This is a genomic window from Alkalidesulfovibrio alkalitolerans DSM 16529 (assembly GCF_000422245.1).
Classification (GTDB): Bacteria; Desulfobacterota; Desulfovibrionia; order Desulfovibrionales; family Desulfovibrionaceae; genus Alkalidesulfovibrio; species Alkalidesulfovibrio alkalitolerans.
Genome location: NZ_ATHI01000010.1, coordinates 1 through 18,839, shown reverse-complemented (window position 1 = coordinate 18,839; position 18,839 = coordinate 1). Strand labels below are relative to the sequence as shown.

Here is an 18,839-nt window from a genome sequence, read left to right as displayed (position 1 = left end):
GCCCATGCGCGCGTTGCCTGTTTTCACCAATTTCGGGGGCAAGCGTGCGCACTTGCTGGCGCACGGCAGCGTCGCCATTTGCAAGACTCCGGAATTGTTGCGAATGCTGCTTGCATCCGGCATGAATGCCGGGGCGACGCTGACCCGTGCCGCGCAGCGTTTCGTGCGTCCGCTGCTCCTCGAATCGCTCGGCGCCACACCGGTCTACGGCGGCCTGTGGGCAGACGAGGGAGGCGAACCGCACGACGTGTTCGGCCATCTCGAACCGGCCCAGAACGCGGACGTCATGGCTGTGGTTCCTGCCACGGCCAATGCCCTGGCCAAGCTCGCCCACGGTCTGGCCGATGACATGGCCTCCACTCAGGCCCTTGCCTTCGGCGGCCCGCTCGTCATCGCCCCGGCCATGAACCAGCGCCTGTGGGAGGCCCCGGCCACCCGCGAGAACTGGGAGACGCTGAAACGGCGCGGGTGCATCTGCCTCGAACCCGGCTTGGGCTGCATGGCCTGCGGGGAGGAGGGACAGGGAAGGCTGCCCGACGTCGAGGAAATCCTTTATCACGTGCTGCGCGCGGCTGGCCCCGGCGATCTCGCGGGCAAGCGGGTGCTCGTGACGCTCGGGCCCACACGCGAGATGTGGGACGGCGTGCGTTTTCTTTCCAACTCCTCGTCCGGAGCCATGGGCGCGGCCTTGGCCGCGGCGGCATGGCTGCGCGGGGCCGAGGTTACGGCTGTTGTCGGCCCCTGCGAGGCGCGACTGCCGTCCGGGATCAGCGTCGTGCGTGTGGTTTCGGCGCGCGAAATGCACGAGGCCGCGCTCGCCCTGTGGCCTGGCGCGAACATCGCCTGCCTCACTGCTGCGGTCTCCGATTTCAGGCCGATCCCCTACGGCGCAGAGAAATTCAAGAAGAAGACTGCCCAGGGCGGTCAGCTTGGATTCGATCTGGAAGAGAACCCCGACATTCTGCTGAACATGGGGCAAAGCAAAAAGTCCGGACAGACCCTCATCGGGTTCGCTGCCGAAACCTCGTCGCTGGCCGAAAACGCCCGCGCGAAGCTTGTAGGCAAGAATTGCGACCTCCTCGTCGCCAATCTCGTGGGTGTGCCCGAGTCGGGGTTCGAAACCTCGACCAACCGCATCACTCTCCTCGACCGAGCGGGCAGGGAGGAATCCTGGCCAGTACTGCCTAAGCCAGAGGTTGCGTGGCGCATATGGGATCACGTTTCGCTGCTCTAGATCTGCCCGAATTCCTGCGCCCCTGGCGCGAACTCGGCGTGCGATTCCTCTACGGTTTTGCTCCGGTCGGTACGCCGGTCAGCGCGTCTGGTCATGTTCGGGAAAGGGCCGCTGGGACCGCGCCGCAGCAACGACGGGTCGATCACGAGGGCGCGGCGTCAACCGGGCGCACGGCCCGCACCGGCAATCTGGAAAGGGCTCGACAGCAACCGTCCGCAAGCCTTGCTTCCCGTCCTGTCAGACCAGCGCGAAACGCTTTCCCCCTGGCAGTTCACGAAGGTGAATTGTCCCCCCCGTGGGATACGTATCTGCAACGCGTCTGCAAATCTCCAAGAGTCGTCTTCACCTACTGGGAACTCCACGAGGACCTCGGAAATTCTCCCAGTGCCGCGCGCCGCGCCATATGGACTAGGCTGCTCAAGCACCTCGCCTGGCCATCGGGCACAGTGGCCTTTTGGCCCGTGTGCGAGTCGGTCCAGGACGCGGTTCGCGCAAGGCGTGACCTGTTCTGGCGTGGGGTGTCCGAGTTCGCCGCCGACACGGTGGTCGTGTTCGGACGCAAGGCGTTCATGGCGCTCTTTCCCGACAGGCCGTTCACCTTCCGCGCGTTCACTGTTGGCGGCCTGCGCGTCATAGCCCTCCCCGATCCAGACCTGCTTGTGGCCGAGGACAGGCAGGCCATGGGCCTTGTCGTGCGGAGCCTCGAACCGTTGCGCTTCGGCTGAACCCGCACGGCATCGCTTTGGCAATTTGCCTTGCCGAGTCCATGGCTCCTGCGATACAGGAAGATCATGGAGAAAAATCGCTCCCTTTCCTTCCCCTGCCGTACCCGTCTCCGCATTCTTGCGGCGTGGCCACTCGTCCTTCTCGCCCTGGGCTTCCTCCTTCTGCCCCTTTCTTTGTCCCGCGCCGCCCCGCAGACCAATGGAGAGAGTTTTCTGGTCCGCGAGGTGACCATCAAGGGGGGCATCAGCCCCGCCCAAAGCGATCTCCTTTCCGACGCGTTGCGCGCCGCCGTGGATGACGGGGCCGCGTTGCTCGTGGTGCGCCTTGATACTCCCGGTGGAACCGTGCAGGCCATGCGCGACATGGTCATGACCATCCTGAACGCGCCCTTGCCTGTGGCCGTGCATGTCGCCCCCGCAGGGGCCAGGGCGACCTCGGCCGGGGTCTTTCTCGTCGCGGCGTCGCACGTCGCGGTCATGCACCCGCAGTCCACCATCGGCGCGGCCACACCCGTGAAAATGGACGGCGAGGATGTCGATCAGACCATGGCGGCCAAGATCATGAACGACATCCTCAGTTTCGTGCGCAGTGTCGCCCAGTCACGAGGACGCAACGTAGATTGGTACGAACGCGCCGTGCGCGAGGCCGAGAGCATCACCGCGCAAGAAGCCGCGCTGCTCAAAGTGGTGGACTTTCTGGCTGAGGACACCTTGGATCTGCTCGAACAAACAGGTTCTCGGGGCATTCCCTTTGCCGGACAGACAATCAAGTTTTCGCCCTCTGACGCCCGCGTCGAGATTCATGAACCAGGTTTTCGGCATTCGGTCCTTTCCTGGCTATTGGACCCGCAAATCGCCTACCTCCTCCTGCTGGGCGGCATGGCAGGGCTCTTCTTCGAACTGACGTCGCCCGGAGCGGTGTTTCCCGGCGTTCTCGGCGGGCTGTGCCTGTTGCTCGGGCTTTACGCCATGTCGGTCCTGCCAACCAACGTGGCTGGCCTAGTGTTGCTGCTTTTCGGAGTCGTTTTGTTCCTGCTCGAAGTGCACGTCACGAGTTACGGCTTGTTGTCCGTCGCGGGCGTGGTGTCCCTTTTCGTTGGCTCCACGATCCTTTTTAGGGCAGGGGAGGGGGCCCAGGTGGACCAGATGACCGTCATCGTCACCGTGGCCGGAGTCTCAGCGCTGCTTGGCCTGGCCGTCTGGCTTACCGCCAAGGCGCATCACGAGAAGCCAGTCGGTGGGCTCGAAGGCATGGTCGGGGCGCGCGGCGTGGTCCAGCGCTGGAGCGGCAACCGCGGCTCCATCCTCGTTCATGGAGAGCTGTGGAGCGCCGTCTCCGCAGACAATCTGGAATATTCCGCAGGCGACGTCGTCCGGGTGATCCGGGCCGAGAGCCTGACCCTCGAGGTCATGCTCGAGGCGCACACGGATTCCGGCCACGGCCCGGTCAACTGAACTTCACGGAGGTGTGTATGATTTCCGTTCTTCCCATTGCGGCCATTGTCTTGTTCCTGCTCATGAGCGCCCTGCGCGTGCTCAACGAGTACGAACGAGGGGTCATCTTCCGCCTCGGTCGGGTCATCAAGGCCAAGGGGCCGGGACTGATTCTGCTCATCCCGGTGATCGACAAGATGACCCGTGTCTCGCTACGCATCGTGACGCTCGACGTTCCGCACCAGGACGTCATCACCCGTGACAACGTCAGCGTAAAGGTCAACGCGGTCGTGTATTTCCGCGTCGTTGATCCTGTGAAGTCGATCATAGAGGTCGAGGACTTCATCTTTGCCACGTCGCAACTCGCCCAAACCACGCTGCGCAGCGTCTGCGGAGGAGTGGAGCTCGATGATCTCCTCGCACATCGCGAGGAGGTCAACCAGCGCATCCAGGACATATTGGACAAGCACACCGATCCCTGGGGCATCAAGGTCACGACGGTCGAGGTGAAGTACATCGACCTCCCGCAGGAGATGCAGCGCGCCATGGCCAAGCAGGCCGAAGCCGAACGCGAACGGCGCGCCAAGGTCATCGCCGCCGAGGGCGAGTTTCAGGCCGCGGACAAGCTGACCCAGGCCGCCAAGATCATCGCCGAGTCCCCCCAGGCCCTGCAGCTTCGCTACCTGCAGACCTTGCGAGAGATGTCTTCCGAGAGCAAGGCAGCGACGGTCATACCCGTCCCTCTCGACCTCTTGCGCATGGCCATGAAGCCCTAGAGACTGGCGCAGCGCTTCGTTTTGGGCTATACTTTTTACGCGCGCGGGGACGGACACGAATCGTCCGTTCGCCCCGCGCGCGAAATCGTTTTCCAGGATCGCCACATGAAAGTACTTGTCACCGGAGCCGCCGGCTTCATTGGTTATCATCTCTCAGCGCGTCTGTTGGCTGACGGCTTCGAGGTCGTCGGGCTCGACGCCCTGACCGACTACTACGACGTCAATCTCAAAAAGGCCCGCTTGGCCCGCCTTCAGGCGAACAAGGCCTTCACGTTCGTCAATGTGGATTTGAACGACGAGTCGGGGGTGGCGACGCTGTTCAAGGCCCATTCATTCGATTACGTGGTCAACCTGGCCGCCCAAGCGGGCGTACGCTACAGCCTCATCAATCCCAAATCGTACATCAACGCCAACATCAACGGCTTTGGGCATATTCTCGAAGGCTGTCGGCACACGGGCGTCAAGCATCTGGTCTTCGCTTCCTCAAGCTCGGTCTACGGCCTGAACACCAAGATGCCCTTCAGCGTTCACGACAACGTGGACCATCCCATCAGTTTGTACGCCGCCTCGAAGAAGGCGAACGAACTCATGGCGCATTCCTACAGCTATCTTTTTAAGCTCCCTTGCACCGGGCTTCGTTTTTTCACGGTCTACGGACCTTGGGGTCGCCCGGACATGGCACTTTTTCTTTTCACCAAGGGAATTCTCGAAGGAACTCCCATCAACGTTTTCAATCATGGAAAAATGAAACGCGACTTCACGTATATTGATGACATCATCGAGGGCGTTGTTCGGGTTATGCTCAAAGCCCCGACGCCGAATGACGAATGGTCGAGCCTTTCGCCTGATCCTTCCTCCAGCCCGGCACCTTATAAAATCTACAACATCGGCAACAACAACTGCGTCGAGCTTGAGCGCTACATAGAAGTCCTGGAAGAGCAATTGGGAGCGAAGGCGATCAAAAACTACATGGACATGCAGCCCGGCGATGTTCCTGCTACTTATGCCGACGTTGACGACTTGATCCGCGATGTCGGCTTTAAGCCCAGCACGACAATTGAAACCGGTATTGCCAACTTCGTTGCCTGGTATCGCGAATACTACAACTGTTGACTTGAACGATCCGCATCAATGTTTTTTCAAAAGCCCGGCCATGCCGGGCTTTTTTATTTTTTATTTCATTTTTTGCAGCTTTTCCTCTTTTCATGGAACGCCGATAGGGCTAGAGATTTGTCCATCGAGTACTTGCCTCGGCCCCAGCCGCATGTTTCACGTGAAACATGAACGCGTATGCGCCCTTAGGGGCGAAAAGGGCGCAAGCCCAAGGAGTACGGTGGACTGATCCATGGCACGACAGATAGTCATCGCGAACCAGAAGGGTGGAGTGGGCAAGACCACGACGGCCGTCAATCTTGCGGCCTGTCTCGCGGTCATGGAGAAGCGGGTGCTGCTGGTCGATTGCGATCCACAGGCCAACGCATCAAGCGGTCTTGGAACTTACGCCGAGGACGGCAACCTCAACCTCTACTCGGTGCTGTTCCAGCCGGAGAAAGGGACTCAGGCCATCGTGCCCACGGCGCTTCCCTTTCTGTCCATCATCCCGTCCTCACAGGATCTCGTCGGCGCGGAGTTGGAGTTGGCCGACAAGCTCGGCCGCGAGTTTTACCTGCGCGACCTCATGGAGTCGGTTTCCAGGGACTTCGACTTCATCATCCTGGACTGCCCGCCGTCGCTCGGGCTGCTCACGGTCAACGCCCTGTGCGCGGCCACGGAGCTGCTCATTCCCTTGCAGTGCGAGTACTACGCCATGGAGGGAATCGCCCAGCTCCTGAAGACCTTCACGCTCGTGCGGCGCAGACTGAACCCGACGCTCGCGCTTCTCGGCGTCGTCCTGACGATGTATGACAAGCGCAATCGTCTTTCGGGACAGGTCAAGAACGAGGTGCGCCGCACCCTCCCGAATTTCCTCTTCGACACCGTGGTGCCACGCAACGTCCGGCTCTCCGAGGCGCCGAGCTTTGGCAAGCCGGTGATCTCCTACGACATAAAGTCCGTGGGGGCGACCGCCTATCTGCAATTGGCGCAAGAGGTCGTGCGCCGCAAGGCTGGGACCGTTTAAGCGCCGGGCAATGAAAAAGCCCGCAGGGCGGCGGGCTTATGGAACAGGTGTTCTGGTGGGGTCGGATAGGGCCGGAGGCGATCCGACCAGGATCAGGTGAAGTACTGGCGCTTGTCACCGTAGACCGCATTGAGCTTGGGATCTTTCTGTTCGCAATAGGGCTTGGTTTCGACGGTTACGCGATCCTTGAAATGGCGGTGGATGATCCTCGTCTTGCAGTGGCTGCAGGTCAGGGTCACCATCCCAGCCAGGGTTGCGGTCGCGAGGCGAAACTTTCGGGGCTCGTCGGCGCGCCAGTCGGTGGTCGCTGCGCCGCAAGTCTCGCAGCGAGCCTCGGCGGAATAGGGATATTTGAAGTCCCAGAAGCTCAGCAGGGTCTCAAGATCGGCCATGGGCTCGGGCAGCTCGGGTTCCGTCTCGGTTTCGCCGAGAATTTTCAGGGCGTGTGGCTCCAAGGCTGTCCACATCTCAGGGCTGACCAGAACGCCCTTGAGCGCGCCGCTGGCGTCGTACAGGGCAAGATAGGGATTTTCGATGTTCACGGTGTGCTCCTTGATCGGTGTAATGACGTCGTGGCTGCTGTGTTGCCACGGCTCGTGCTGGAACATAGGGCACATTCGCCAAGAGTCAAGAAATCGCCGCCAGGCGTGAAGGAGAGAGAACATGCCGGAACCGTCGCGTGGACTTGGCAGGGGGCTTGACGCGCTGCTCGGTGGAGCAGCCCAGGAGGTCGGAACGACCGATGTGAGGCGGCTGCCCATCACGTCCATCTTCCCCAACCCGCAACAGCCGCGCCGCACCTTCGACCCCGAAGGACTGAAGGATCTGGCGCGTTCGATCAAGACGCAAGGGGTCTTGCAGCCCATTCTCGTACGACGCATGCCGGGCGGCAAGCACGACGAATACGAACTCGTGGCTGGCGAGCGCCGTTGGCGCGCGTCGCAAATGGCGGGCCTGACCGAGATCCCGGCCATGATACGGAATCTGGACGATGAAGAGAGTCTGGCCATCGCCCTCATCGAGAACCTGCAGCGCGAGGATCTGAATCCTATTGAGGAGGCGAGGGGCTTGCGCGAGCTTCAGGAGCGCCTTTCCCTCTCCCAGGAGGAGTTGGCCAATCGCGTGGGCAAGAGTAGGCCTGCCGTGGCCAACGCCCTGCGCCTTTTAAGTCTCCCGGAGAGCATTCAGGAAGACATCCTCAAGGGCGGGCTTAGCGCGGGCCACGCGCGGGCGATCCTGGCCATCGCCGACCAGGAGGCGCAGCTTGCGCTCATGGAGCGCATCGCCCATTTCGGTCTTTCCGTTCGCCAAGCCGAGGCCCAGGCCGCGTTCTGGAAGAAGAACAGCGAGCTGCCCCAGGAGGGCGCGGTGGTGCGCATCGGCGCAGGCAAGCGCAAAGGGGCGGGCAGGGAGAAGAGTCCGTCGCTCGATGACCTCGCGGCCGAACTGACCGGCAGGTTCGGCGTGAAAGTGACCTGCACGGGCAAGGAAGAGCGCGGACGCATCAGCTTCTACTTCGGCAGCCGCGAGGAGCGGGACGGCCTGCTCAGGCGCTTCTCGGACTAGCCGGGAAGACGGACGGCCAAACGCAGGAAGGGAGGCGTCCATGGAAGACAACGCAGCGGGCAAGTGGCGGGCGGTCGAGGAGGGCGACGTCCTGCGCATCTCGGGCGAGATCGACTCCACCGTGCATGAGGATGTGCGTGCCGCGCTCCGTGCGCATGTGGACAAAAGCGCGGGCGAGTTGGTCCTAGACCTCGGTGCCCTGGAATACATGGACAGTTCGGGCCTGGCCGCACTCCTGGAGATTCGCAAGGCCCTGCATGCTTCGGGCCGCGGCATGCGCATCACTGCAGTCACGCCGCTCGTGGCCAAAATATTCCAGATCACACAGGTCGGCCGGTTCTTCGGCCTGGAAGAGGGCGGAAACTGATGTTTTCCGCCATCGCCATCGTGGCCGAGGAGCGCATCCGGGTGGCGCGTGAGCGTGGCGAGTTCGACGACCTGCCCGGCGCTGGCAGACCGCTCGATCTCGACGACTACTTTCGCGTTCCAGAGGATCTGCGCATGGCCTACACGCTGTTGCGCAATTCGGGTCACCTGGCCGAGGACGCCTCGCCCCGCGACATCGAATCCACGCGCGATCTGCTCGCCACGTGTCACGACGAGCGCGCCGCGCACGGCAGGCTGCAAAAGCTCGACGTCCTGATCATGCGTATGAACAAGGCGCGCAAGCGCCCTGCCAAACTGCTGGTCGATGGATACGAACTGAAAGTGGCCGAGCGCGTCCAGGCCCAGGCCAGTGCACTCAAGGATTAGTCTTTTCGCAGCGTGACGCCGAAGAAGAATTCCCCGAAAGGTCCGTCCGGCGGTGTGACGTAGGCGATCTCCTCGCGCACGTCCGGCCGCTGCCGCAGCAGGGCGTGGACCACGTCCTGGTTTTCTTTCCTGTTCAGGGTGCAGGTCAGATAGACCACGCGGCCGCCGGAATCCACGAGATCGAGGGCGGATTCGAGGATGTGGCGTTGCAGCCGCGCGAGTCCGGCGCATTCGGCGGGTGTGCGTTTCCATTTACTGTCCGGCCGCCGGGAGAGCACGCCAAGGCCCGAGCAGGGCGCGTCAAGAAGGATGGTCCCGCGCCAGCCGCGCAAGGGAGGCTCTTCGGCCTGGCAGAGCAAGGCGGGTATGCGGGGCAGCCCCAGCCGCCGACATTCGCCGGGCAGGGCGGCTATGCGGCGCAGACTGACGTCCGAGGCGAGTAGCGGGGCGCGCCCCTGTTCGGCCAAAAGCAGGGTTTTGCCGCCGCGTCCGGCGCAGGCGTCCCAGATCGCCGAGTCGCCGCCGCTTTCCCACTCCAGGCAATCGAGGCCGTGCATGGCTGCCTGCGCGGCAGCGCTTTGGCGCGAGAGCCTACCCTGCGCCAGATGCGTCTCGATCTCGCGCAGCGGCAGGCTGCCCGGTGCGAATGCCAGGCAAAAATCGTCGCGCAGCAAGAGGCCGGGCCGGGCCGCGAGTTCGTCGCAAAGCGCGGCATGGCCCTCGCGACGCGCGTTGACGCGGAGGCCGAGCGGCGCGGGCGCGGCCTGGGCCTTCAGGTAGTCGAGCGCGCCTTCCTCGCCGTACTGCGTGAGCCACAGGCTGACGATCCACTCCGGACAGGACCAGAAGCGGGCCAGGAAGGCGGCGTGCGAGGCCGCGTCCTGGCGGTAGAAGGCGGGGTCGTGGGCCTGCGCGCCAAGGCGCGCGACGTTGCGCAGGACCGCGTTGGTCAGGCCGCCAAGGCCGTTGCCGAAGACGGAGCGCGCGAAGGTCACAGCCCAGTCAACGGCCGCGTAGTCGGGCACGCGGTCGCAGAAATGCAGTTCATAGGCGGCCACGCGCAGGGCGTCGCGGAGCCTTGCGGGGATCTTGCCAGGAGCCTTCAGAAAGGCGTCGCACATGGCGTCGAGACGCGCCAGCAGACGCAGCGAGCCGTAGCACAGTTCGGCCGCAAGGGCCGCGTCGCGCTGGTCCAGGGAGAGGCCGCGCACGGTCTCGTCAAGCGCGGGCTGCAGATCCTGACCTTCGCGCAGGCAGGCCCGCAGCACGTGCAATGCGGCCGCGCGAGCAGGGGGGATGCGCGGGGCGGCCATGTCAGTTCGACGCGCGCACGGGCGCGTCGCCGTCCGGGGAGGCAGGGGATTCGTGCACCGGAATCGTCGGAATCGAAAGGGCTTTGGCGTCCGCAGCCGCGATGTCGGCGGGATCGAGGAAGCGGCGTATGGCCTCGTCAAGGTGCTTGAGCGAGACCAGGGTGTCCAGGCAGGGGCCGTGCGGGCGCTCGTTGAGCACGCCGTAGACCGGCAGGGGGTAGGTGTCCTGGATGCCCTCGGCGAGGTCGCGTTCGCAGGCCACGGCCAGGATCAGCTTGGGCCGCTTCTGGACCACGATGCGTCGCGCGATGGTGCCGCCCGTGGCGATGGCCAGTTCGATGCCGTAGTGGTCGGAGATGGCGAGCAGGCCGTCAATTGGGCAGCGGCCGCAGCGCTTGCAGTTGCGGATGTCGTAGGTCAGGCGGCGCGCGCAGTCGCTACGCTGCAGGCAGTGCGGCATAAGCAGGAGGATGCGCGAGGCCGGGTAGGTGCTGGCTTCGCCCGCCACGAGCTCGTTGTTGACCTTGATGAACGAGGAGCGGACCTGCTGCTTGGAAAAGCCGAGGAATTTGCCGAGCAGGGTCATGAGCGGCAGAAAGAGCTTGACCGTGAGGCCGCGCATGCGCCGGAAAAAGGGCAGGGTGCGGCCGGTCATGATGTTCACCACCAGGCCGACCGTGGCCCAGACGACGAGGAGCATGGCCGCGAGCACGAGCGCGCCGAAGACCCAGGCGGCGGCGGGGTGGATGGCCTCGAAGCCGACCGTCGGCACCAGCCAGACAAGAGCCAGGAGCAGGCAGACGATGGTGCTCGTGCCCGCGATAAGGCCGATGAAAAGGCGCTTGCGCACCGGGCCCTCGATGGCGTCGTTCAGGTCGGCGTTGACGGAGTTACGTGTCATGTCGTTGGTCCCGTGCCGAGTATGGCACAATTCGACCGGGATTGAAAAGTCTGGAAGCGCTTCGGCAGGGTTGTCCCGGTCGGGCATGGACGGGGCAGGGCGGGCGTCATCCTATTCGTCGAGGACGCAGGCCTTGGCCGCACCCTCGGGACAGTTCTCCAGGTAGCCGCAGGCAAAGGCGCGACCGTCCATGCTCTTTTTACCCTGGGGCGTGATCGCGTCGATGAGGTACACGCGGTCGGCAGTGGCTATCGCCAGGGCGCAGTCTTCGATTCCGATAACGTCTCCGGGCGCGGCCCAGGAAGGTTTCTCGGGCCCGATGCGGCCGGGCGCGAGGGCGATGCGCAAGGGGTGCTCGCGGCCGGGCAGGGCGAGGTGGAAGTATGCTCCGGGCCAGGGGGTCATGGCGCGAATGCGGCGATGCACGGCCAGGGCGGGCTCGCTCCAGTCGATGCGGCCCTCCTCTCTGCGCAGTTTGGGCGCATAGGTGGCCAAGTCGTGGTTCTGGGGAATGGCCACAAGCTTTCCGGCCAGAAGCCTATCCATGACCTCGCAGAGCATCTCGCCACCCATTTCGGCCAACTCGTCGTGCAGGGTCTGGGCGGTATCGTCGATGCCGATGGCCAGCGCGCGCTGCAGCAGCATGTCGCCCGTGTCCAGGCCTTCGGCCATGCGCATGATGGTGATGCCCGTGGCCGGGTCGCCGTTCAGGATGGAGCGCTGGATGGGGGCAGCGCCCCGCCACTTGGGCAGAAGCGAGGCGTGCACGTTGAACGCTCCGTATTTCGGAATGTCCAGCACGCTGCAGGGCAGAATGAGGCCGTAGGCGGCGACGAGGAGGAGGTCGGGAGCGAGCGCTGCCAAGTCGGCCACGGTCTCGGAGCGTTTGAAATTCTCGGGCTGGAGCACGGGCAGACCGTGTTCGAGGGCGAGCGTCTTGACGGGAGAAGGGCGGCAGACCTGACCCCGGCCGCAGGGGCGGTCAGGCTGGGTGTACACGGCCGCGACCGTACCGCGCGGCCAGGCGAGCACCGTACGCAGCACACTTGCCGCGAAGTCGGGCGTACCCATGAAGACGAGTTTCAGGCTTTTTTGCCCTGTCGCTGCCATTTCTTCACCTTGGCGTCGTAGAGGGTGCGCTTGAGGCGCGATATCCGGTCGATGAAGAGCACGCCGTCGAGGTGGTCGATCTCGTGTTGCAGGCACACGGAGAGCACGCCATCGGCCGCAATTTCCACTGGATTGCCATCGAGGTCCAGGCCCTTGACCGTGCAGGTCGCGGATCGGCAGACCTCGGATCGCATGGCCGTGACCGAGAGGCAGCCTTCGTCCGACGTGATTTCCCCTTCGGAGCAGACGATCTCGGGATTGACGATGACGCGCGGCTCGGCGCGCACCTCGGGGCCGGTCACGTCCACCACGATGAGGCGCACGGATTCGCCCACCTGCGGCGCGGCCAAGCCGATCCCCTCGCTCTCGTACATGGTTTCCAGCATGTCCTCGGCTAGGGCGCGCACCTCGGGCGTGATCGCCTCGATGGGCCGCGCCTTTTCCTTGAGCACGGGATCGGGATATTTCTTGATCTCTCGCTTCATGCCGTCCTTACGAGGGCTTTGGGTCCGTGGGACGCTCGCGCAGCTTGACGTGCAGGTCGCGAAGCTGCCGCGAGGAGACCTCGGAGGGCGAATCCGTCATCAGGCACGATCCCTTCTGCGTCTTGGGGAAAGCGATGACGTCGCGGATCGAGGCCGAGCCGGTCATGAGCATGATAAGCCTGTCCAGGCCGAAGGCAATCCCCCCGTGCGGTGGCGCGCCGAATTGCAGCGCGTCGAGCAGGAAGCCGAACTGGGACTTGGCGGTCGCGTCGTCGATGCCGAGCGCCGCGAGCATCTTGAGCTGCGCTTCCATGTTGTGGATGCGTATGGAGCCGCCGCCGACCTCGTAGCCGTTGATGACCATGTCGTAGGCGCGCGAGAGGACCTTGCCCGGCTCGCTGTCGAGCAGATCCTCGTGGCCGGGCTGCACGGCCGTGAAGGGGTGGTGCTTGGCGGCCCAGCGCTTCTCGTCCGCGTCCCACTCCAGGAGCGGGAAATCCGTGACCCAAAGCGGCGCGAAAGTGTTCTCGGGAATGAGTCCCATGCGCTCGCCCATGCGGTTGCGCAGGTTGCCCAGCGCGGTGTTGACCATCTCGGCCGGACCCGCCTGGAAGAAGAGGATGTCGCCGGGCTTCACGTCCATGCGCTCGCCCAGGGCGGCCTTCTCGGCCTCGGAGAAGAACTTGACGATGGGCGACTGCCACTCGCCTTCCTTGACCTTGATCCAGGCCAGCCCTTGCGCGCCGTAGATCTTCACGAACTCGGTCAGCTCGTCGATCTCCTTGCGCGTCAGGGCTTCGCCGCCCTCGATCTTCATGCACTTCACGAGCTCGGACTTGGCGAAGACCTTGAATCCGGAATCCGCGAAGATGTCAGAGCATTCGACTAGCTTGAGGCCGAAGCGCACGTCGGGCTTGTCCAGGCCGTAGTCGCGGATCGCCTCGGCATAGGTCATGCGCGGGAAGGGGTCGGGAAGGGCCGCGCCCAGAACCTCGGCGAAGAGCGTGCGGATCATGCCCTCGGCCATGTCCATGACCAGGGCCTCGTCCGCGAAGCTCATCTCGATGTCGATCTGGGTGAACTCGGGCTGGCGGTCGGCGCGCAAATCCTCGTCCCGGAAGCATTTGACGATCTGGTAGTAGCGGTCCAGGCCCGAGACCATGAGGAGCTGCTTGAAGAGTTGCGGCGACTGGGGCAGGGCGTAGAATTGCCCAGCGTTCAGGCGGCTGGGCACCAGGAAGTCGCGCGCGCCTTCGGGCGTGGATTTGGTCAGGATGGGCGTCTCGATCTCCAGGAAGCGCAGGCCGTCGAGGTAGCGGCGCACGCTCTGCGCGGCCTTGTGCCGCAGCACGAAGTTGCGGGCCAGCTTGGGCCGCCGCAGGTCGAGATAGCGGTACTTCAGGCGCATCTGCTCGCCCGCCTCGATGCGGTCCTCGATCTCGAAGGGCGGCGTCTGGGCCACGTTCAGGAGCTTGAGCGCCGTGATCTCGACCTCGATCTCACCGGTGCGCAGGTTGGGGTTGGCCATGCCTGCGGGCCGTGGCCGCACCGTGCCCTTGCAGGCAAGCACGTATTCCGAGCGCAGGGCGTGCGCGCGCGCGTGGGCCTTCTCGTCCACGGCCGGGTCGAAGACGAGCTGCGTCAGGCCGTCGCGGTCGCGCAGGTCGATGAATATCAGCCCGCCGTGGTCGCGGCGGTATTGCACGAATCCCATCAGGCAGACTTCCTGCCCGATGTTGGCGGCCGTCAGTTCGTTGTTGCCGTGTGTGCGGCGCCAGCCGCCCAGGTCGTCGATAGTGCGCGCGTGTTCCATTCTGTCTTCGGCTCCGTTGCCGTGGCGAGGGGGTACCGTTTCCGGATGTCACGTCCCCTCTCCCGGAAAACCCCGCCCCTGCATCCAAGACATTTGGCTGCAAAGGGAAGGGCGGGTTGGTGAATTACGGCAGGATCGCGTTCTCCACGCTGTCCTGCGAAACCGTGGTCTGCTCGCCCGTGGCCAGATTCTTGACCACGACCGTGCCGCTCGAAATCTCATCGCCGCCAAGGATCAGGCACAAGCGAGCGCCGACGCGGTTGGCTGCGCGAAGCTGGCTCTTCATGCTGCCCGCCTCGAAGGCCGTCTGGCCCGAGAGGCCGCGCGCGCGAAGCCGTCGGGCCATGAGCAGGGCCGCCGAGAGCCCGGACGGGTCGAGCACCGCGATGTGGAAGTCGGGCGCGGGCGCAGGCTGTTCGGGCAAGAGCAGGGCCAGGCGCTCCATGCCGCAGGCAAAGCCCACGCCGGGCACGTCCGGACCGCCAAGTGTCTTCACAAGCCCGTCGTAGCGGCCGCCGCCCGCCACCGAGGACTGCGAGCCGATGTCGCCGGAGACGACCTCGAAGGTCGTGCCCTGGTAGTAGTCCAGGCCGCGCACCAGCCGGGGGTTGACCGTGAAGGCCAGACCCGAGGCCGAGAGCGCCTCGCGCACCACGTCGAAATTCTCGCGGCAGGTGGGGCAGCAGTGGTCCTGCACGCTCGGCGCGCCTTGCGTGGCCTCGCGGCAGCCGGGCACCTTGCAGTCCAGCACGCGCAGGGGGTTGGTGGCCATGCGGCGGCGGCAGTCCTCGCACAGGGTGTCGGCCGAGAGCGACTCGAAATAGTTCGTCAGAAAGCCCCGGTAGGAGGGGCGGCACTCGGGGCAGCCCAGGGTGTTGATCTCGAAGGAGAGCCTAGTCAGGCCCACGGCCGAGAGATAGTCGTGCAGCATGAGCAGCACTTCGGCGTCCGTATAGGGCGAGGCCGAGCCGAAGCATTCCACGTTGATCTGGTGGAACTGGCGCATGCGGCCCTTTTGCGGCCGTTCGTAGCGGAACATGGGGCCGAAGGTGAAGTATTTGTGGACCCCGCCGGGCTGGTATGTCCCGGACTCGACGAAGGCGCGCACGACCCCGGCCGTGGCCTCGGGCCGAAGCGTCAGGGAGCGGCCCTTGCGGTCGGCGAAGGTGTACATCTCCTTGCCCACCACGTCGGTGTCCTGGCCGATGCCCTTGGCGAACAACTCGGTGAACTCGACCACGGGCGTGCGCAGCTCACCGTAGCCGTAGCGCGAGAAGACCGCGCGGGCGGTGTTTTCGAGGAACGTGTATTTGCCGGCCTCGGCCGTGAAGAGGTCTGCGAAGCCTTTTATTTTCTGGATTTTGGACATGTGCGCTCCCGGGTGCTGAACCGCCTGTCCTTAGGCGATTTGCAGGGGCTTGTCAAAAACGGCGGAATCGCGTTCCCGGCCCGGCCCGCGGGCCCTTGCGCGGGCTCTTGCGAGATGGTCGAGAAACCGCGCAGGCAAGGCGCCCACTGGACGGCCTGCTACATGGTCTGCACGCCGACGCGGATCATGTGCACCGCGAAGGCCACCAGGAGCAGGGCGATGAGCTTGGAGACCGCGCGGATGCCGCGCTTGCCCAGCACCCGGACCACGGCGCGCACGTGGCGCATGCACAGGTAGGTCAGCCACATGTTCAGGACGATGGCCGCGATGGTCGGTCCGAGCCCGGCCGTGTCCTTCAGCACCAGCACGGCCGAGAGCGAGGCCGGACCCGCGATCAGGGGCAGGCCCAGCGGCACCACGCCGAAGTCCTCGTGCAGCGGCACGGCCTTGCGCTCCTGGTCGAGCAGGGCGCGGGTGCTGACGATGAGCAGGATGAGTCCGCCCGCGACCTGGAAATCCGAGATGGTGATGCCGATGGCCTTGAAGATGAAGGCCCCAAGCGCCATGAAGCCGAGCGTGACCACGAGCGCCGTGATGGCGGCCTGACGCGCGATGCGCGCTCGCAGGCTGTTGTCGATTCCCTCGGTGAGGCCGATGAACAGCCCGGCCATGCCGATGGGGTCGATGGCCACGAAGAGGGGGATGAAGGCGAGCAGAAAATTGGCGAACCACGATTCCATGAAGGCTCCGGATGGATTGATCTTTGCCCGGAACGGCAGGGGCGCACGGTTTCGTGCTCCGGGTCGGTGCGGCGCGCCGGGTGACTTGGCAAATAGGCCCTTTTGGGGCAGATTGCAAAGGCCCATGCGACGCTTTGCCCTCTTTGCCCTCTTGTGCGCCCTTGGCGCCGCCCCGCTGCTGCTCACGGCCTGCACGAGCCGCACGGTGTCCGACGCCGTGACCATCGCCAGGAGCCCGTCTTCGACCACCGTGAGCCAGGTGCTCGGCCGTCGCGCCGTGGACTACGCCGCCAACCCCCAGGTGCTCGAACGTGACCTCAAGGCCTTTGCCACAGCTCTGCAGAAGCTCTTCGAAAGGCTCGAAGACAGAGCCGAGGAACGCTGGGGCAAGGGCGAGGCCGAGCTGCCCGGTCCAAAGAAGTACGTAAAATATCTGGACAACTATCAGAGCCGTTGCATCGTCGATTTCGAGGCGGGCACCGTGGTGGTGGAGACCGTGGATCAGGACAGGCCCATGGAGGCGCTACGCGAGGCCGTGGTCGTGACTTTGCTCACCCCGCGCGACCCAAGGGCCGTGGACCTCTTCACCGACAGCAGCGTGCAGCTTGGGGCCGAGCCGTACCTTTACGGCCTGGTCAAGGACCACGAGGGCGAGGACATCCGCTGGGAATGGCGGGCCGGGCGCTTCGCGGACTGGCTGGTGCAGCGCCGCCTGCAGACGCGCTCGGTGACGCGCGACGGCAAGGCCCTGACCGTGCGTTCCGTGCGTGTGGACATGGTGCCCGGCCACCTGGAGGCTCGCGCCCGGCAGTATCTGCCCCTGGCACGCAAGCACGCCGAGGCCTTCGGCCTGGACCCGACCCTGGTGCTGGCCATCATGCGCGTGGAGTCGGATTTCAACCCCTTTGCCGTGTCCCACGCCGGGGCGCTGGGCCTGATGCAGGTCGTACCCTCAACGGCCGGGCGCGATGTCTACCAGTTCCTCAACGGCAGGCCGGGCCATCCGTCGGGCGACGAGCTTTTCGATCCGGACTTCAACATCCGCTACGGCTCGGCCTATCTGCACCTGGTCAAGAACCGCTACCTGCCCGCGGCCGACCCCATCAGCCGAGAATACTGCGCCATCGCGGCCTACAACGGGGGGCCTGGCAGCGTGCAGCGGGTCTTCGCCGCCGACCGGGCCGAGGCGCTACGTCGCATCGACGCCATGCCCCCGGACGCGGTCTACGACCATCTCACCGAGCGCCATCCGGCCTCGGAAACGCGCCGCTATCTCTGGAAGGTTGTCATGGCCCGCCGCGAGTTCAGGGCCATCTGATGATCCCGGCTTTGCCGCGTATCTTTCTCAGAGTTCGTTGAGCCAGAGGCGGAAGACTGGATCGACGACACGCCAGACTCCTCTGGCATCCTTTTCGATCAGATCCTCGGATTCGAGTTTCTTGATCGCGAACCCGACGGAAGAGGCCGGAGTGCCGGATAAGGCGGTGAATTCCGCGCTTTGGGGCTCCGAGGTTGGATGTTTCGTCAAGGCCCGGAGAACCTTGATCTGGCTTGGCGTGAGCGTGGAGAGGACCGCCTGGAATCCGTAACGCTCGCCGTGGGCGACGCGGGCAAGGGCGCGAACCACGTCTTCTCGCGAAACGGGGCCTTCAGCCGCCTCGAAGGCTTCCCCTGCCAAGCGCTGGACATAATAGGGATATCCCTCGACCAGCGCGTGAACAGCCTTTGCCCCCTCGGTCGTGATGCTTTTGCCTTCCTGTTTGAAAAGGTTTTCGACGAACGGCACGACATCCGCGTACGGCAAGGGGTCAAGCTGCATGTGAATGGCGGATTGGAATAGCGGCCGCTTGCGTTCGTTGAAGATCGCCCGCAGCACACCGCGCCTGCTTCCGAGAAAAAGATAACTCGCGTCCTGCCCCTGGATGCAGGTCCGGATTATGCCCTCGATCTGCCCGGACTCCTTGAGTCGCGTGACTTCCTGGAACTCGTCGAAGGTGACGTGCAGGGAGAATTCCTTTCGCCCCACCACCTCGGCGAGATCCTCCAGAACGTTTTCCAGGAGTCTGACGGGGTCACCCGATTCGCTGACCCGTTCCACGGTCAGTGTGATGCCGCCGTCTTCGCGGGGGTGGAATGCAGGACGAAAAGCCTTCAACCCCTTGAGCAGCCGCCTGCCCTTGCCCAGAAGCGTTTCACGGCGGTCCAGCGCCTTGAGCAGCGCCCGGCCGATCCTGCGGGCGACGTCTTCCATGGAATCCACGCCAAAGAAATCGGCGTGCAGGCAGGCCCATCCCTCGCTCTCCAATTGGCTTTGAACACGCAGCGCCAGGGACGTTTTGCCGTAACGCCGCGGCGACGAGAGCACCACATTGCGGAAGTCGCGGGCATGGGCGAGCAGTACGCGCGTTTCTTCCTCCCTGTCGCAGAAGGGCTGCCCCGGTCGTATGGTTTCCAGACGAAATGGATTGGGCATGGCGACCTCATCGCAGAAGTGTTGTGAC

At 64.4% G+C, this 18,839-nt stretch carries 19 protein-coding genes; 10 read left to right on the top strand and 9 right to left on the bottom strand.

What is annotated here, in order from left to right; all coding sequences use genetic code 11:
• The first annotated feature begins 4 nt into the window (after positions 1 to 4).
• The 6 genes from coaBC (at position 5) to DSAT_RS05755 (ending at position 6,288) form a co-directional block, all read left to right on the top strand.
• Positions 5 to 1,234, top strand: coding sequence for a bifunctional phosphopantothenoylcysteine decarboxylase/phosphopantothenate--cysteine ligase CoaBC (gene coaBC / locus DSAT_RS05780; protein ID WP_020886657.1), 1,230 nt, complete (start codon positions 5 to 7; stop codon positions 1,232 to 1,234).
• Between the two features lie 518 nt (positions 1,235 to 1,752).
• Positions 1,753 to 1,959: a hypothetical protein gene (locus tag DSAT_RS05775; RefSeq protein ID WP_040370871.1), complete on the top strand. Its 207-nt coding sequence runs from the start codon at positions 1,753 to 1,755 to the stop codon at positions 1,957 to 1,959.
• A gap of 66 nt (positions 1,960 to 2,025) precedes the next feature.
• A complete protein-coding gene (locus DSAT_RS05770; RefSeq protein WP_020886655.1) occupies positions 2,026 to 3,414 on the top strand; it encodes an NfeD family protein in 1,389 nt (462 codons plus the stop codon).
• A 17-nt stretch (positions 3,415 to 3,431) separates the two neighbouring features.
• Positions 3,432 to 4,169: a slipin family protein gene (locus DSAT_RS05765; RefSeq protein ID WP_020886654.1), complete on the top strand. Its 738-nt coding sequence runs from the start codon at positions 3,432 to 3,434 to the stop codon at positions 4,167 to 4,169.
• 105 nt (positions 4,170 to 4,274) lie between these two features.
• On the top strand, positions 4,275 to 5,282 hold the full coding sequence (locus DSAT_RS05760) for an NAD-dependent epimerase (RefSeq protein ID WP_020886653.1): 1,008 nt from the start codon (positions 4,275 to 4,277) through the stop codon (positions 5,280 to 5,282).
• Positions 5,283 to 5,514: 232 nt separating this feature from the next.
• Entirely contained in the window at positions 5,515 to 6,288 is a 774-nt protein-coding gene (locus DSAT_RS05755; protein WP_020886652.1) for a ParA family protein, read from the top strand.
• 92 nt (positions 6,289 to 6,380) lie between these two features.
• Here the strand turns inward: DSAT_RS05755 and DSAT_RS05750 are convergent, their stop codons facing one another.
• Positions 6,381 to 6,830, bottom strand: a complete 450-nt coding sequence (locus tag DSAT_RS05750) for a hypothetical protein (protein WP_020886651.1) — start codon at positions 6,828 to 6,830, stop codon at positions 6,381 to 6,383.
• Positions 6,831 to 6,951: 121 nt separating this feature from the next.
• On the opposite strand from DSAT_RS05750, the gene DSAT_RS05745 reads away from it, so the two are divergent.
• From DSAT_RS05745 to DSAT_RS05735, 3 genes are read left to right on the top strand one after another with little or no spacing between them, the layout of a single operon-like run.
• Positions 6,952 to 7,854 (top strand): ParB/RepB/Spo0J family partition protein, encoded by a 903-nt coding sequence (locus DSAT_RS05745; protein WP_020886650.1) that lies wholly within the window; start codon positions 6,952 to 6,954, stop codon positions 7,852 to 7,854.
• Between the two features lie 40 nt (positions 7,855 to 7,894).
• Entirely contained in the window at positions 7,895 to 8,221 is a 327-nt protein-coding gene (locus DSAT_RS05740) for an STAS domain-containing protein (protein ID WP_020886649.1), read from the top strand.
• Positions 8,221 to 8,607 (top strand): DnaJ family domain-containing protein, encoded by a 387-nt coding sequence (locus DSAT_RS05735; RefSeq protein ID WP_020886648.1) that lies wholly within the window; start codon positions 8,221 to 8,223, stop codon positions 8,605 to 8,607. Before DSAT_RS05740 ends, DSAT_RS05735 begins: the two co-directional genes overlap by 1 nt.
• Here DSAT_RS05735 and DSAT_RS05730 read toward each other — a convergent pair.
• From DSAT_RS05730 to DSAT_RS05700, 7 genes are all read right to left on the bottom strand, one after another.
• A complete protein-coding gene (locus tag DSAT_RS05730; protein WP_020886647.1) occupies positions 8,604 to 9,920 on the bottom strand; it encodes a transcription antitermination factor NusB in 1,317 nt (438 codons plus the stop codon). The two genes, DSAT_RS05735 and DSAT_RS05730, sit on opposite strands and share 4 nt — an antisense overlap.
• A gap of 1 nt (position 9,921) precedes the next feature.
• Positions 9,922 to 10,821, bottom strand: coding sequence for a DUF116 domain-containing protein (locus DSAT_RS05725; RefSeq protein WP_020886646.1), 900 nt, complete (start codon positions 10,819 to 10,821; stop codon positions 9,922 to 9,924).
• A gap of 111 nt (positions 10,822 to 10,932) precedes the next feature.
• Positions 10,933 to 11,931: a methionyl-tRNA formyltransferase gene (gene fmt, locus DSAT_RS05720; RefSeq protein ID WP_020886645.1), complete on the bottom strand. Its 999-nt coding sequence runs from the start codon at positions 11,929 to 11,931 to the stop codon at positions 10,933 to 10,935.
• On the bottom strand, positions 11,904 to 12,416 hold the full coding sequence (gene def / locus DSAT_RS05715; RefSeq protein ID WP_020886644.1) for a peptide deformylase: 513 nt from the start codon (positions 12,414 to 12,416) through the stop codon (positions 11,904 to 11,906). The genes fmt and def overlap by 28 nt, the downstream gene beginning before the upstream one ends.
• A gap of 7 nt (positions 12,417 to 12,423) precedes the next feature.
• Entirely contained in the window at positions 12,424 to 14,229 is a 1,806-nt protein-coding gene (gene aspS / locus DSAT_RS05710; RefSeq protein ID WP_020886643.1) for an aspartate--tRNA ligase, read from the bottom strand.
• Positions 14,230 to 14,353: 124 nt separating this feature from the next.
• Positions 14,354 to 15,598: a histidine--tRNA ligase gene (hisS, locus tag DSAT_RS05705; RefSeq protein WP_020886642.1), complete on the bottom strand. Its 1,245-nt coding sequence runs from the start codon at positions 15,596 to 15,598 to the stop codon at positions 14,354 to 14,356.
• Positions 15,599 to 15,756: 158 nt separating this feature from the next.
• Positions 15,757 to 16,338 (bottom strand): MarC family protein, encoded by a 582-nt coding sequence (locus tag DSAT_RS05700; protein ID WP_020886641.1) that lies wholly within the window; start codon positions 16,336 to 16,338, stop codon positions 15,757 to 15,759.
• 124 nt (positions 16,339 to 16,462) lie between these two features.
• On the opposite strand from DSAT_RS05700, the gene DSAT_RS05695 reads away from it, so the two are divergent.
• On the top strand, positions 16,463 to 17,656 hold the full coding sequence (locus DSAT_RS05695) for a murein transglycosylase domain-containing protein (protein WP_020886640.1): 1,194 nt from the start codon (positions 16,463 to 16,465) through the stop codon (positions 17,654 to 17,656).
• 27 nt (positions 17,657 to 17,683) lie between these two features.
• Here DSAT_RS05695 and DSAT_RS05690 read toward each other — a convergent pair.
• A partial coding sequence (locus DSAT_RS05690) for an AAA family ATPase (RefSeq protein WP_235695924.1) occupies positions 17,684 to 18,839 on the bottom strand: 1,156 nt, incomplete at its 5' end.